This is a genomic window from Kitasatospora sp. NPDC048298 (assembly GCF_043201465.1).
In the GTDB taxonomy this organism is placed as follows: Bacteria; Actinomycetota; Actinomycetes; order Streptomycetales; family Streptomycetaceae; genus Kitasatospora.
Genome location: NZ_JBICYZ010000125.1, coordinates 1 through 14546 on the forward strand (window position 1 = coordinate 1; position 14546 = coordinate 14546).

Here is a 14546-nt window from a genome sequence, read left to right on the forward strand (position 1 = left end):
TCGACGCTGGGGAAGATGTTGAGGACCTTGCGCTTGCCGGCGAAGTCCTTCAGGGACACGTCGGCGAGTCCTTCGCCGACGAGGGTGAATGCGGGTGCCTGGGTGCCGGTGGCGGGCAGTGCGCCGCCGATCTGTACCGGGTTGCCCTTCAGCGTGACCTGAGCCATGAAAAGTCTCCTACCAGCGGTATACGGGATACAACGCGCCGATCCTACTGCCCGCCCCTGTTCCCGCCAGGGGGCGGCCGCCGATCCGGACACCCTGGTACTCCTGACACCCCGGCCCCGTCGCTGGAGCACCGTCTCCACCCCGCGTTCCACAGCCGCCGGACGGCCGCCTTGGACCACGAGGTCGTGGGCGCCTTCGTCCGGACCACGGAGCGCAACGGCGTCAGGCGGCGCAACCGCTGTGCGGTTCAAGCCAAGTCGGGGTGCCGGCGGCGGTCGGTGGGCGGCTCCGCTTCCACGCGCCGGAGCGCGCGATCTCAGGCATGTCCCTGACAGGGGCGGTGCGGTGATGGTGGCCGGTCCGCTGGGGGGCGGGTGCGGGGATTCCGGCCAAGGTCCCGGCGCGACGACGGCGACGGCGCCGCAGTGGGTCGGGCACTTCACGGTCAACCAGCGGGTGGGCGATCCGGGGCCGGCACCGACCGACCACCTGGGGCCGGTGACGGTGAACCTGTTCAACGGCAACGCACACGTCGAGGCCGCCGGGCCCGCGTTCCAGACCGTCGGCGGATCGGCCGGGGTGAACCTCGCGTACAACTCCCGGCAGGGCGCCCCGCACGGCGTGCGCGCCTCGTACTTCAACGACTCGCGGCACGCGGGCACCCCGGACGCGACCCCGGTGATGGTGCGCGGCGAGTCCCAGGTCAACCTGGACTGGGGCATCGCGTGGACCGGCAACCCGGACAACCTGCCGTGGCGGGACAACCCGATGCCGCCCGCGCTGGACAAGAACTGGTTCGTCGTGCGCTGGGAGGGTCAGTTCAAGGCCCCGGTGACCGGGGCCTTCCGGTTCGCGGGCGCGCACACCGACGGTGCGCGGGTCTGGCTGGGCGACAAGCTGGTCTACGACAACCCCGATCCCGGCGATCCCGGCGACGACTTCCTGCTGCCCGGCCCGCACAGGGCCCAGGAGGTCGCGCTGAAAGCCGGTCAGCTGGTGTCCGTCCGCGTCGAGTTGTACCACCACTCCGACCAGCGCCCCCGCATGGTGCTGTGGGCCAAGAGCAGCATCGGCGCCGACGACCAGCGCAGCCACAACCTCGAACCGCGGATCGTGCCGCCGGAATGGCTGCTCTCCTCGGACTCGGAGTCGCTGCCGCCGGGGTGGACGCTGTCGGCCCAGTCCAGCGGCTACAGCCACGCCGAGATGCTGGACGGCTCGGTCGTGCTCACCGATGCCGCCGGCGGCAAGCACACCTGGGCCAAGGCCTCCACGGGCGGCTACACGCCCCCGGTCGGGGAGGACGGTGTGCTCGCCTTCGACGGCGCGGGCCGGATCTCGGTCACCGAGGGCGACACGGTATCGCTGTTCAACCCCGACGGCACGCTGGCCGCCGTGGAGTCGGTGCTGGACGGCACGAAGCCCGCGGCCCTGCAGTACGTCTACAGCGGGACGCCGCCCCGGCTGACCCGGATCAAGGACCCGGTCTCCGGCCGATCGCACCAGCTGTTCTACAACACCGACGGCGGCGACAGCTGTTACGGCGGGGTGCCCCGCCCGCCGGGCTCGGACCCGGCCCCGGCGCAGATGCTGTGCCGGATCCGCTACTGGGACGGCAGCGAGACCCGGCTGTGGTACCAGATGGGCACCCTGGCCCGGATCGAGAATCCCGGCGCGGCCATGCAGGACTTCGACTACGTCGGCCGGGCCTCGGCCAAGGAGCGCTACGACCAGGCCGGCGACAACGAGGAGGAGAAGCAGAAGGCCCTGGACAGCATCGGGCCGCTGGCCACCCTCCGCGGCAGCCTGGCCTACGACTGGGTGGCCCGCCAGGCCCCGTCCGCGGCGAACGGGTGCACCAACACCGGTGACACCGCCGCCGCCTGCACGGTGATCGGCTACGACTCCGTGGTCGAACAGCCCCAGGAACCGCCCGCCCTGCGCGCGGTTCAGGTACTGGCACCGGCCCCGGACGGCCGGTCGAGCGGGCTGCGGGCCGAGCACTTCTACCAGTACTATCTCGACCGCAAGCAGGCCACCGTGGCGCTGGCCGGGGTGTACGACTCGACCCGTTCGCGCACCGTGACCTACGACGACGCCGGCCGCGCCCTGGTCACCACCGACTTCACCGGGGCGAGCATCTCCGCGGAGTGGAACGCCAAGGACCAGGCCACCGCCGCGGTCGACAGTGCCGGCCGACGCTCCACCACGGTGTACGACCACGCCGACCGCCCGGTCGACAAGTACGGGCCCGCACCGGCGTCCTGCTTCAGCGGACCGACCCCGACGGCCGCGTGTGCGGCGAAGATGCCGCACAGCCACACCACCTACGACGAGGGGCTGACGGGGCTGTCGGCCGCCTTCTACGACAACCCGGAGCCGTCGGGTGTTCCGAAGGTCTTCGCCACCGGGGTCGGCGCCGCTGACGGATCGCTGGCCCGGTCGTGGGGAGCGAGCCCGCCGGTGGCCAACACCGGTGGCTGGTCGGGCCGGTTCACCGGCGAGGTCCGGTTCCCCGCGACCGGGGACTACGGCCTCGGGTTCACCGCGGTCGACGGCGTTCGTCTGTGGGTCGACGACGTTCTGACCGTCGACAGCTGGAGCGACAAGCCCGCCACCGCGGTCACCGGCAAGTACACCAACACCACGGCCGGCAGTCGGCACCGCGTCAGGGTCGACTACTACAACCGCTACGGGACGACCGGCGCGCTGGCCTTCACCTGGACCCCGCCCGGCGCCGACGCGCCGGTCCCGGTGCCCGGGACGAACCTCGCCCCTCGCTATGGCTGGGCGACCAGCACGACCACCGAGGACACCTCCGGCGGCGACGAGGAACGGGCGCCGTCCAGGCGCACCGCCACCAGCTTCTCCGATCCGGCGGCGGGAATCGACCCGGTGTACGGGCTCGCCGTCTCCACAACGGCTGATCCCGGCGGGCTCAACCTCACCGCCCACTCCACCTACGAGCGGCCCGGCGAGAGCTATCTGCGCAAACTCGCCTCGGCCATGCCCGCCGGCGACATCACCGACCCCGACAAGCGCACCACGACCCTCTACTACGGCGACTCCGAGACCCGTGCCAACCCCTGTGATCCGAGCGCGACGGCCGCCAACCAGGGCGGCATGGCCAAGACCACCACCGCGGCCAAACCAGGCAACGGGCCAACCCTCACCGGCGAGACGGTGTACGACGAGGCAGGCCGCGTGGTGGCCCAGCGCGTCAACGACGAGCCGTGGGCCTGTAACAGCTACGACGCACGTGGACGGGTGGTCAAGAAGAGCGTTCCCGCCTACGGGGGCAAGCCGGGTCGTACGGTCATCACGGACTGGGCGGTCGGCGGTGATCCGCTGATCTCGAAGACGACCGACGAGAACGGGTCGATCACCACTGGGATCGACCTACTCGGCCAGGAGGTCCGCTACACCGACGCCAACGGCGTCACCTCGACCTCCACGTACGACCAGGTCGGGCGGCTGGTCAGCGACACCACCACCGTCAAGGGCGTGTCCAGCACCGTGGCGTACGCCTGGAACGACGCCAACCAGTTGACCAACGTCAAGGTGGACGGGGCCACCGTCGCCAGGCCCGCCTATGACGCCGCCACCGAACTGGTCGGCGTCGCCTACGGCAACGGATCCCGCCTGGACTCGCTGACGCGCAACAGCACGGGCAAAGCAACGGCGTTGACGTGGAAGACCGCCGCGTCCACGGTCGTCGACACGGTCACCCGGTCCCGTGACAACCGTGTCACCGACGACGTGGTGACCGCGGACGGGAAGTCCGTCGCGACCTACGCCTACACCTATGACACGGTGGGCCGGCTCGTCGCGGCGAGCGTCCCGCACCACCGGCTCACCTACCGGTTCGACCCGACCGACGGCTGCGGGACAGCGAAGGCCGCCGGGCTGAACACCAATCGCACCGCGTCCACCGACAGCCTCGACGGTGCCCCGGCGGTCGCCACCAGCTACTGCTACGACGGTGCCGACCGGCTGACGTCCACCAGCGGCGGCACCGCACTGTCACTCGGCTACGACAACCTCGGCGACACGGTCAAAGCCGGGGCGACACCCTGGGTTACGACGCCGCCAAACGGCACGTCCAGACCACGACCGCGTCCGGGACCACGATCTCGTACACCCGGGACCCGGCCGACAGGCTGACCGCCCGCACGGTCACCGGCGCCACGGACGTGTCGAAGAACGGGACCACCCGCTACTCCTACAGCTCCAAGCACGACGACGCGGACCTCATCCTCAGCAAGGACGGCGGACTGCTCCAGCGGATCGTGGCACTGCCCGGCGGCGTGCTGCTGACCAAGAACTACGACCAGAGCGCCAGCACCAACTGGTCCTACCCCAACATCCACGGCGACGTGCTGTTCACCGCGGACGGGGCCGCCACCCGCACCGGTGACATCCGCCTCTACGACCCCTACGGCCAGAACATCGACCCCGCCACCGGCTCCATCACCGACGTCCCGATCCCCGCCACCGCCGCCGGCGGGATGGACTTCGGATGGCTGGGCCGGCACGAACGGCCGGTGGAACACCTGGCCGACCATCAGGCCATCGAGATGGGCGCCCGCGTCTACCTGCCGGTACTCGGCCGCTTCCTCCAGGTCGACCCCGTCGCGGGCGGATCGGCCAACGACTACGACTACGTCAACGCGGACCCGGTCAACGGCCTGGACCTCGCCGGTACCTTCGGCTGGAAGTCCGTCGTCTCCACCGCCACCAAAGCGGCGGAAGTCGTGGCCTACGTGCCAGGCCCGATCGGAACGGTCGCCTCCGGAGCAGCCGCGGCCGGGCAGCTGGCGCAAGGACACTACAAAGAAGCCGCCATGGACGCGCTCGGTGCCATCCCCGGTGGCAAGCTCGCCGGCACTCTCGCCAGAACCGCCGGAAAGGAAGCCTCGACGGTAGGCAAAGCCGTGCAAGCCGCGGAGAAGTGCAACTCCTTCTCCACGGAGACCCCGGTGGTGATGGCCGACGGCTCGACCGAACCCATCAGCGTCATCCAGGTCGGCGACCGCGTCCAAGCCACCGACCCCAGCACCGGCGCAACCCTGGACGAACCCGTCACAGACGTCATCGTCGGCCACGGCACGAAACACCTCATCGAGATCGGTCTCGACGCCCGGACCCCCGGGACCACGATCACCGCGACCGCCAACCACCCCTTCTGGGTGGACGGCCCGGGCTGGACCGACGCAGGGGACCTGAGACTCGGCGACCGCATCCGCAGCGGAGGCCGCGTCGACGTCGTGACCGTCACCAGCGTTCACGATCGCGGTGACGTCGACGGCCAGACCGTCTACAACCTCACCATCGGCCACGTCCACACCTACTACGTACTGGCAGGGCCCACCCCCGTCCTGGTGCACAACAACAGTTGCAGCCTGCCGCAAGGGGGCGTCTACGCGTTCAAGGACAGGGCGGACCCGCAAGGGCGAACGTACGTGGGACAGACCAACAACTTCGACCGTCGACTGGACGAGCACGCCAGAAACGGCAGGACGGATAAGGGGGACGACGTCCTGCTCGTCCACGTGCCGGGTGGCAAAGCAGATCGCGAGAAGGCGGAAGCCTCTCTCATCGTCGAACTCGGAGGCAAGGACAACCTTTCGAACAAGGTCAATTCTCCGGGGCGCAGGCCGTAAGGACCCGGCAGGTCACGGCGAAGAGTGCCCGACTCCCCTCGATCGTGACTTCGAGTCGGACGGCCTTTCACGTGATATAGGCGCTACGAAAGGAACGCACCGGTGACAACCGAACCATCAAGGCCGAGACGGACCTTCTGGAGGAGGGCCACCGTCATCGCAGCGGTGTTGTGCGCGGCGGTGGGGATCATGGTGTCCCCTGCCGCCGCACGCGAGGAGAGCGGCGCGTCGGTCACCGCACTGATCCAGCCGACGTTCACCAACGTCAGCAACGGAAGACTGCTGGACGTCCAGAACGGCAGCTACGACGACAACGCGCCCATCTCCGTCAACCCGGCGCCGGGGTCCGCCACGACGTGGCGGATCAACACGGGCACCAGCCTCGGCTCGGGCTTCGCCATCGTGAACACCACCACCGGCAAGTGCATGGACCTGACCACCGCCCGCTACCAACTGCGGCAACAGCCCTGTGACGGACGCGCGTCCGAACAGTGGTACTTCCAACCGGTCGGCGGATCGGCACAGAAGGCGTTCAGGATCCGCCAGGTCGGCGACAACTCCTGCCTGACCGTCCAGATACCTCCCGGCACCGACAACTGGGTGTACACGTACCGCTGCGACAACACGCCGTACCAGCAGTGGACACTGCCCACCGAGGTCTACCAGACGGCGTGGAACACCGCCGTGGACTACGCGGCCGCCCGGTGCAACAAGGACACCTCGACCTGCTCGTGGTCCACGACCAGCCAGACACCGCCGTTCACGCTGCCAGAGGCGTGCGTCTCCCCGATCTGGTTCAACGACACCTCCACCACGATCCCGTGGGAGTTCTCGCTGACCACCACCACGGGGTGGACCAACACCATCGGCTTCAAGCTGGGGGGAAGCCTGAGCGTCGGTGGCGACATCGGTCTCGCCAAGCTCCAGCTCGAAGTCACCGCCGAGGTCAACGGCGCGACCACGGTGGACCTCAAGCAGGAAATGGGCAACAAGCTGACCGTGAGCGTGTCCCCGCGCCAGTACGGGTGGGTCACGCTGTCCGAACTGGCCACCAAGGCCACCGGAACCTGGACGTTCGACGCCCAGGGCTTCCCGTGGACCGCCGAGGACACCATCACCGTGCCCCTCAAGTACGACGTCAACGGCGGCGCGAGCATCTACAGCGCCCGCACCCGGCCGACGTTCACCAACTGCGCCGGAACGGCGTAACAGCGCGCCCGAAGGCCGCTGTTCGAGCACGTCGGCCCGACCGACCCGTGGATCGGGTCAACGACACCGGGCTGTCCGGCCGCGACCGGCCGGACAGCCCCGGGACGGGCGTCCTGCGGGCGCTGCGAAGGTGCTCGACGCGGGCGCGCACGCGCCGGTGTTCGGCGCTGGGCGGTCGCTGGGGGTGCTCCTCGGCGGTGGTGCCTCGGGGTGGTGCGCGTCGTCGGCGGGGTGGCGCGCCGTTACGCTGTGGTCAGCTCGGTCAGGTCGGCGATCATCTCGGAGGCGGTCACCGGGTCGAGTTCGGCGAAGGTCGGGAAGGTCCGGCCGCGGGTCCAGTAGTCGCCCGGGCGGACGTCGAGCCACACCGTCTCCACCCGCTGCTCGGGGTACGCGTCGTGCGCGCCGACGGCGATGCCGTCCTCCGGGGCGAGCACCACGTACCGGTTGGGGCCGACCCGGCGGGACAGCCAGCGCTCCACCCCGGCGTCCTGGGGCTCGCCGCGCTGCCAGCCTCGCCGTTCCATGCCGAGCAGCCGGGTGGTGGGCAGGACCGGGCCGTTCTCGAAGCGGGTCAGGCGGTGGCCCGCCCGCTCCTCGTCGCTGAGCGTGTACACGGGGCGGGCGAGCTGACGGAACGGCTGCGGGATCCCGTCGTCGGTGAACAGCTCCGACCAGGCGGCCAGGCCGTCGCCGAGCAGCAGCGGGTGGGCGATCCGGACGGCGGCCCCGGCGGGCAGGGTGAACGCCTCGTCCCGCACGTCCGCCAGGGTGCGGTCCTCGGCGACGCGGAACGCCGTGTCCGTGCCGTTCGTCTCGGCCAGCCACACCAGCCGGCGCACCAGGTGCCACAGCAGCGGGTGCCCGAGGAGGAACTGCTCGAACTCCTGCGCCGTCCACGACCGCCGGGTGACCATGGCGTCCTCCAGGCGGCGGATCTGGTCTGCCGCGACCGTGCGGACGTCCTTCTTCAGCGCGGCGAAGCGCTTGCGCCCGGCCGGCGCCAGCTCGGCGTCGTCCCGCGCGCCCGGGGCCGGCAGGTCCTTGCGACGGACGCCGGCCGCGTCCAGCACGTACGGCTTGAGCTGTTCGTCGAAGCCCACCGTGAAAGTCCGGGCGCCGTAGTCGACGACGGTCGTCCCGTCGGCGTCCAGCCCGAGGTCCGGCACCAGGCGGTCGGACAGCTGATCGCCGGAGAGGCCGAGACCGGCGGCCACCTCGGCGATCTTCTCCTGCGCCCGCGCCTTGAGGGCCTTGAACTTCACCCGCTGCGCGACGCCGTGCAGGTGCAGCAGGGCGACGTCGCTGCCGATCCCGGCCAGCACCTCCAGGCCGTCCACCGCGCGGTGGTGCGCCCCCTCGCCCGGCCAGGCGCGGAGCAGCGGTGTCAGCCGGCGGACCGTTTCGTCGTCGCCCAGCCGGCCGAGGGCGTGCAGGGCCCAGCCGTCCTGGGCCGGCATGCCGGCCAGCCGCCACTGCTCGAACACGGCCCAGCCGAAGTCCGTCAGGGACCGGGGTTCGCACTCCTCGGCCACCTGGTCGAGGCCCGGGTAGAACTCCCTGGCCTTGGACAGCGCGAGCATGGTGAGCACGTGCCGGACCGTCTCGGCGGGCAGCGCGCCCTCGCCGCCGCGTACCAGCAGCTGGGGCAGCAGCACCGGATCCGCCCAGTCACCGGGCTGGGGCAGCTTCGTCGGCAGCGTGCTGAGCAGCGGATCGGCCGACAGCAGGGCGGCCACCACCTCCTCCGCCTCCGGTCCGTACTCGGCGGCCACCGTCCGCACCGCCGCGACGCTCTGCGCCGCGGCGATCAACCGGAGGGCGTGCTCGGCGTTGCGTCGGGCCGCCCTGGTCTTCCCGGCCGCGGAGGGGACGAGCACCCGGGCGGCGTCCAGCCCGTGCCGGGCGAACCAGGAACGCGCGGTGTCCCCGGCCGCCTTGAGGCGCACCAGCCAGTCCGCCATCGTCTCGGCCAACGGGACGTCCAGGTACGGCAGCAGCAGCGAGGAGTGCGCGGCCGGGTTCTGCAGTGCGGCGGCCCGGATCGGCTCCAGTGTGTCCGGACCGAAGCGGGCGGCGATGCGGCGCAGGGCGTTCTCGGCGTCCCAGATGTGTGCGGCGCCGCGCCACTGCGGGATCAGCGGCCGGCCCAGCTCTTCGTCGCCGTAGGAGAACAGCGCCGCCTCCTCGTGCAGGCCGGAGCGGAACCGGGCGTTGTCGGACTGCCCGCTGCTGGCCCGTATCGTGCCGGCGATCCGCTGCCAGTCGCCGTCCGAGCAGCCGTCGTACCAGGATTCGGCCGCCGCCCAGGCCTCCCGCTCGCCCGGCAGCCACCGCAGCCGCGGCTCCTGCGGCGCGGTGAGTCCGGTCAGCATGCGGGGATTGCCGGTGGAGCGCGGCCGTGTCCACGGCGGGCTGGTGAACAGCTCTGGCAGCGACTCGGTCGGGACGTCCGATACCCGGTCGCCGAGTTCGGTGAGTGGCTCGACCAGGGCCGCCTGCTCCGGTGGCAGCCGCGGCAGCAGGTCGAGCGCGATGGCGCGGTGCGCGGCGACGTGGCCGGTCAGGAGCTGCTGGGCGAGCCGCTGCAGGGCCGGGTCGGCCGGGGCCGCCGCGGTCTCCGCGAGGAGGCGCAGAGCACGCTGGGGGAAGCGGCGCCCGGCGTTCAGCAGGGCCCCGCGGGCGGCCTTGTCGTCGTTCTGATGGGCCAGCAGCCCGCGGAAGCCGTCGTCGGAGGGGAGCTCGGCGATCGCGTTCAGCAGCTGCTTCCGCTTGTCGCTGTAGAAGCAGCCGGTGGCCAGGGTGTGCAGCAGCAGAGGGGCGGCAGCGCCTCCGAGGCCCTCCGCCACGGTGGCGACGATCTCGGCGGACCAGCCGTCCCAGCCCAGGCTCGGCAGCTGGGGGAGTTTCTCCAGCGGCTTGGCCGAGGAGAGCGAGCACAGCAGCATCGACCACTCGGCGGAGCCCAGCCGGACGGCCGACTCCACGCACTCCTCGGCCCAGGCGGACTCGGACGGCACCAGGTAGGCGGCCGCCACCAGGCGGGTCAGGCTGCTCCGGCGGCCGGCCAGGGCCTCGGCCGCCGCGCGGTGGGTCTGCTCGTCGCACGCCGCCAGCAGCGACCGGACCCGGTCCGCGGCGGGACGGTACACCGCGGTCCTGGGGTCGGTCCCGCGACGGACGCGGGGATTGACGCTGCGGGAGTTGTGCCAGTCGGTCTCGACGGACACCGTGAACAGCTCGACGGTGGCCCTGGCCGCGAACGGCAGACCGAACTCCGCTGCCCAGGCGTCCACGGCCGTCCGGATCTTGTTGTCGGCCGGGCTGGAGAACAGCGCGGCCAGCACCGCCGCACCGAGCGGGTTCCGGCTGCCGTACTGGTGGGCACGGGCGGCCTCGACCAGCTCCGCGTCGCTGCGGTCCGAGGTGAGCGCCTGCTCCAGCCAGTCGTCCATCTGCCGCAGCGCGGCGTGGTACGCGTTCACCGCGTCCTTCACCGGCGTGGCCGGCGGGCGCAGGACGCCGCCCCGGCGGGGGATCAGAACTCGACGCCAGGCGTCCGGCAGCACGAAGGTGTCCTCGTCGGCCGGGGCGTGGCCCGCTGCCCCGGCGGCCACGCAGCGCGCCCCTGCCCCGGCGGGCCCGCCGTCGCCCTCTGCCAAGGCGGCCGGTTGGTCTCGAAGCTTCCCGCACACTCCCGGCTTGTACGCTTGCGCTTGCCTGGAAGATCTGCGGTTCTTGGAGGGAGGGCCCGGTGCGCGTCCGTCGGTGGATATGTGGGGTCGCGGGAGCAGTTGCGCTGAGTAGCCCGACGGTCGCCTATGCCCGCGGTGGGGGTGGCGGTCACGGGTTCGGGGGCGGCGGGGGCGGTGGCAGCCATGGCGGTGGCGGCTTCCACGGGTCGACCGGCGGCGGTTTCGGATTCGGCTTCGGGGCCGGTTTCGGAGCCGGTAGCGGTGGGCTCGTCGCCGTGCTGGTGATCGTGGCCGTGGTCCTGCTGATCCTGTGGCTCAGGTCCCGGCGCCGCAAGGCGGCGCTGGCAGGCGACCTGAACACGGTCTCGGACCGTACGGCGCACCGTGCGGACGCGCAGGCGCGGGAGCGCTCTGCCCGGGTCTCTGCCCGGGTCGATGCCATCGCCGACACCGATGCGACCTTCGACCGCGCGGCGCTCGAGCGCCGCGCCGTGTGGCTGTACGAGACGGCCCAGCGGGCCTGGACCGGACACGATCACGCCACGCTGCAGCGGATCCTGTCCCCGGTGCTGTACGGCAAGTGGGCCGAGGAACTGCGCGACTACGAGTCGCGTGGCGAGGTCAACGTCGTGGAGATCGTCGACGGTCCGGTGGTCGAGCTGGTCGACGTCGCCAACCGAGCGGGTGAGGTGAACGACACCGTCACCTTCCGGATCACCGCGACGCTCCGCGACTACGTACGTCGCGGCGACGGCCGGCAGACCACACGCAAGGACGGCTCGACGCGTCCGGTCGAGTACTGGACGCTGCGCAAGAGCGCGGCCGGCGAGTGGATCGTGTCCTCGCTCGAGCAGGCCACCGAGGGGGCGCACCACCTGAGCAGCGCCATCGAGACCGACGGCTGGGACCAGAAGGAGGTCGCCCGGGACGCGGTGCTCGAGGTCGCGCAGAAGAGCACGGTCACCGGGGCGAGCGACATCCTCTCCCTCACCAACATCTCGTGGAGCACGGACGCCGACACCGCCGCCGGCGATCTGAGCGTCGTCGACGGCCGCTTCGACAGAGCGGTTCTCGAGGTCGCCGTCGAGCGGTTCCTCGAGGAGTGGGTCATGAACGACGGCAGCCTGGACTTCACCCCCGTCCGCACGGCCCGTCGGACCGTCCTGCGCGAGGCCGCCGTCACGTCGGTCACGGTGCGCTCGCTGGTCTCACGCGACCCGGTCGTCTTCCGCGTCGCGGTCGACACGCTGGGCGTCTACTACGAAGTCGACCGCCGAACCGAACAGGTACTGCGCGGTGACGCGCACAAGCGCAGGCCGATCGCCTTCACCTTCGACCTGCGGCTGGACGACACTTCGGCCCAGGCATGGACCGTGATCGCCACCGACACGCAATAGCCACACCTCCCACCGCCAGGGTCACCTCCCGCACCGGCGACGTGAAGCTGATCTCGGAGAGAAAGCGGCTGAGCCCGATCGGGCCACCTCCCCGCAGGAGGAGCGGACACCGCGGTGAGCCTCCAGCCTCTGATGCTCCAGCGGGCCACCTCCGCTAGTTCGGAGAAGCTTGTGTCCGTTGCTCGCTGCTCCGCCCAGACCCTGCCCAACGACCCCGTCTCGAAGAGATCCGCGATAACCTCATCGCCCGCATTGCCGAGGCCGAGCGCGAAGGCTGGCTCGGCGAGGTCGAAGGCCTCCGCGTCAGCCTCGCCGGCGCCGAAGCCAAACTCGCCCAACTCGACCGGGTCCCTCCGGCCGCGGTGCCGTCGAACTCGGCATCCCGAGATCACGTCCCCCGGCTCCGCCATCGGACAACCCCGTTCAGCGGAAGCGGACTGACGCCCGTGTCGGAGCAGCGGGTGCACTGCACGGAAATTCAGAGAAGCAAGATGCTCCAATCGCACTTACGTCTCCCCGGCTGTGACGCCTACTGTGAGCGAATGAGTGAGGAGTCGAATCCGCAGGTGTTCTCGAACCGCTGGGCTGAGGCCGCCGGGCCCGGCGGCCTCGGTTCGCCTCTCGATCTCTGCAGGTGCATCCAGCACATCAGCACCAGGCCGCAGCGACCGACCCGCTTCCATCGGGAACGCCAGGACACCACCGCACCGGGATGGATCCGCCTTCTCGAACTGGTTGAAGAGGCGGCAGCCGACGGACGGGAAGTCTTCAAGCCGCTGGCGGAGCTCACAGCGGAACAGCGGCGCCAGGTCGTCACACTCCCACCGACTATCGCCAAACTCACCTCGGTGAAGCACCTCGTGCTGTACGGCAGCAACCTGGTACGTATCCCACCTGAGATCGGCGCGATGAAGAGCCTCGAGGAGTTCACCCCGTACACCTCCTACCGCCTGCACTGGTTCCCGTACGAGATCACCCGGTGCCCCAACCTGCGGCGCAGCACGGTGAGTACCCGTGCCATCTACGGCAATTACAAGACGCGGCCGCCGTTTCCACCGCTGCCCGCCGCAGCAACAACCGGCACTCAAGGCGTTGACTTCGAAAACCTCGACCCCGGCGTACGGGGTGCCGCAGCCATCCGCACATGCAGTGTTTGCGATCAGTGCATCAAGGGCGTGAACCTCCGCCAGGTCTGGATCTCACTATGGGCGTCGGGCGCTGACGTCCTGCCACTGCTGGTCAACGCCTGCTCGACCACCTGTGTTGAAGCGCTGCCCAGTCCGGCCGAAGGCTACGTCCAGACACCGCACGCCGGTGGGCTGAGCGTCGGCCAGCCACCAGCTGGCCGACGGCCTCGCTAACCCGGTCCGGATACAGGAGAGCCCATAGTTCAGAGAGGCCACTACCGGAACCGGGAGACATCCACCCGCCCGTCGCCCGCTCCGCCTCCCGCTGCCCTTCCCGAATCACCTCGACGACGGGAGGATGACCCAGTGGACAACGAGCGACAGCAATCTTGGGACTGGCAATTCGAGTGTGCCCGAGACTTCGACGACAGTTGCGACAACGACCGCACATGGCCGCCTCCGATCCTCAGCGCCCTGGTCACCGCCGTCCACGCCACCACACTGCGACGACTGCACCCGTTCACCAGCCACGCCAGACTGTGTCTGAGTACCAGTCCGCGCAGCTGGGAACCCGGAGTCAGAAACGCCCCAGCGTTCATCTCCCTGGATCCGGCAGGCCACTACAACATCTGGTCCGGCGATCCCTACACGAACTCGCCGACCTTGGTCCTTGAAACCCGAGATCCAGCACAAGCCGCCGCCCAGCTCGAACAACTACTTGCCGCGTGGGCGTGAGCCGCCGACAAGATCTAAACCTCCGACTGCCGTAGTAGGTCCAGGGTTGGAGCCCGCGTAAACGGCGAGCATGCAGTAGCTCAGAGAAGGGACGGGGACCAGGTGGTTGCGGCGGGACCACTCGGCGCGCTGCACGTGGCCGGCGCCGAGGAGCCGCCGGGAGCAGGCCCCCGGGGCGGGCGGGACGACGTGGCGCCGTGACCGCGGGGGCCCGGGCGCGCGGCAGGGCGCGGGCGACGGCGTGCCCCCCGGCGTCGGCCCGATGCCGGGGAGGCGGGCCTCCGCTCGACGGCGCCACCCCGGCCGCGGGCCTCGCGTCGGGGGTGCGGGCCGTCCGCCTGCTCCAGCAAGCACGCTCACCTCGCCTGGCGTGAACCTCGCCGCGCCGAACAGCGCATTCTGTCAGCGGTTCTTGGCTGCGGGCTGGGTCTTCTGGTTGTAGATCTCCTTGCCGTCGGCGTTGTAGGCGTGGACGTAGGGGGCCGGGGGGAAGGAGTTCGCGTTGTGGCCGGTGGAGATGGCCGCGGTGTGGACGAACGCGCCGCCTGCCAT

General features: G+C 70.7%; 7 protein-coding genes. 6 read left to right on the plus strand and 1 reads right to left on the minus strand.

Annotated features, from left to right (window positions below; all coding sequences use genetic code 11):
- Window positions 1–666: 666 nt before the first annotated feature.
- The 3 genes from ACGF0D_RS43185 to ACGF0D_RS43195 all read left to right on the plus strand — a co-directional run bounded on the left by ACGF0D_RS43185 (window position 667) and on the right by ACGF0D_RS43195 (window position 7040).
- Complete coding sequence (locus tag ACGF0D_RS43185; RefSeq protein ID WP_392925920.1) at window positions 667–4332, plus strand: PA14 domain-containing protein; 3666 nt, start codon at window positions 667–669, stop codon at window positions 4330–4332.
- Window positions 4242–5831: a polymorphic toxin-type HINT domain-containing protein gene (locus tag ACGF0D_RS43190; RefSeq protein WP_392925931.1), complete on the plus strand. Its 1590-nt coding sequence runs from the start codon at window positions 4242–4244 to the stop codon at window positions 5829–5831. Before ACGF0D_RS43185 ends, ACGF0D_RS43190 begins: the two co-directional genes overlap by 91 nt.
- Before the next feature lie 189 nt (window positions 5832–6020).
- Window positions 6021–7040 (plus strand): RICIN domain-containing protein, encoded by a 1020-nt coding sequence (locus ACGF0D_RS43195; protein WP_392925922.1) that lies wholly within the window; start codon window positions 6021–6023, stop codon window positions 7038–7040.
- Between the two features lie 242 nt (window positions 7041–7282).
- Here the strand turns inward: ACGF0D_RS43195 and ACGF0D_RS43200 are convergent, their stop codons facing one another.
- The gene (locus ACGF0D_RS43200) at window positions 7283–10657 is read right to left on the minus strand and encodes a DUF4132 domain-containing protein (RefSeq protein WP_392925924.1); all 3375 of its coding nucleotides are present in this window, start codon (window positions 10655–10657) and stop codon (window positions 7283–7285) included.
- Window positions 10658–11010: 353 nt separating this feature from the next.
- On the opposite strand from ACGF0D_RS43200, the gene ACGF0D_RS43205 reads away from it, so the two are divergent.
- From ACGF0D_RS43205 to ACGF0D_RS43215, 3 genes are all read left to right on the plus strand, one after another.
- Window positions 11011–12132, plus strand: coding sequence for a TIM44-like domain-containing protein (locus tag ACGF0D_RS43205; protein WP_392925927.1), 1122 nt, complete (start codon window positions 11011–11013; stop codon window positions 12130–12132).
- Window positions 12133–12674: 542 nt separating this feature from the next.
- Complete coding sequence (locus ACGF0D_RS43210; protein WP_392925929.1) at window positions 12675–13493, plus strand: leucine-rich repeat domain-containing protein; 819 nt, start codon at window positions 12675–12677, stop codon at window positions 13491–13493.
- Window positions 13494–13625: 132 nt separating this feature from the next.
- Entirely contained in the window at window positions 13626–13994 is a 369-nt protein-coding gene (locus ACGF0D_RS43215; protein ID WP_392880429.1) for a DUF6193 family natural product biosynthesis protein, read from the plus strand.
- The last annotated feature ends 552 nt before the right edge of the window (window positions 13995–14546 follow it).

Excerpts from the sequence above, each read along its gene's own strand:
- ACGF0D_RS43195 (WP_392925922.1), top strand. The coding sequence starts at position 6,021 with ATGGTGTCCCCTGCCGCCGCACGCGAGGAGAGCGGCGCGTCGGTCACC.
- ACGF0D_RS43210 (WP_392925929.1), top strand. The coding sequence starts at position 12,675 with ATGAGTGAGGAGTCGAATCCGCAGGTGTTCTCGAACCGCTGGGCTGAG.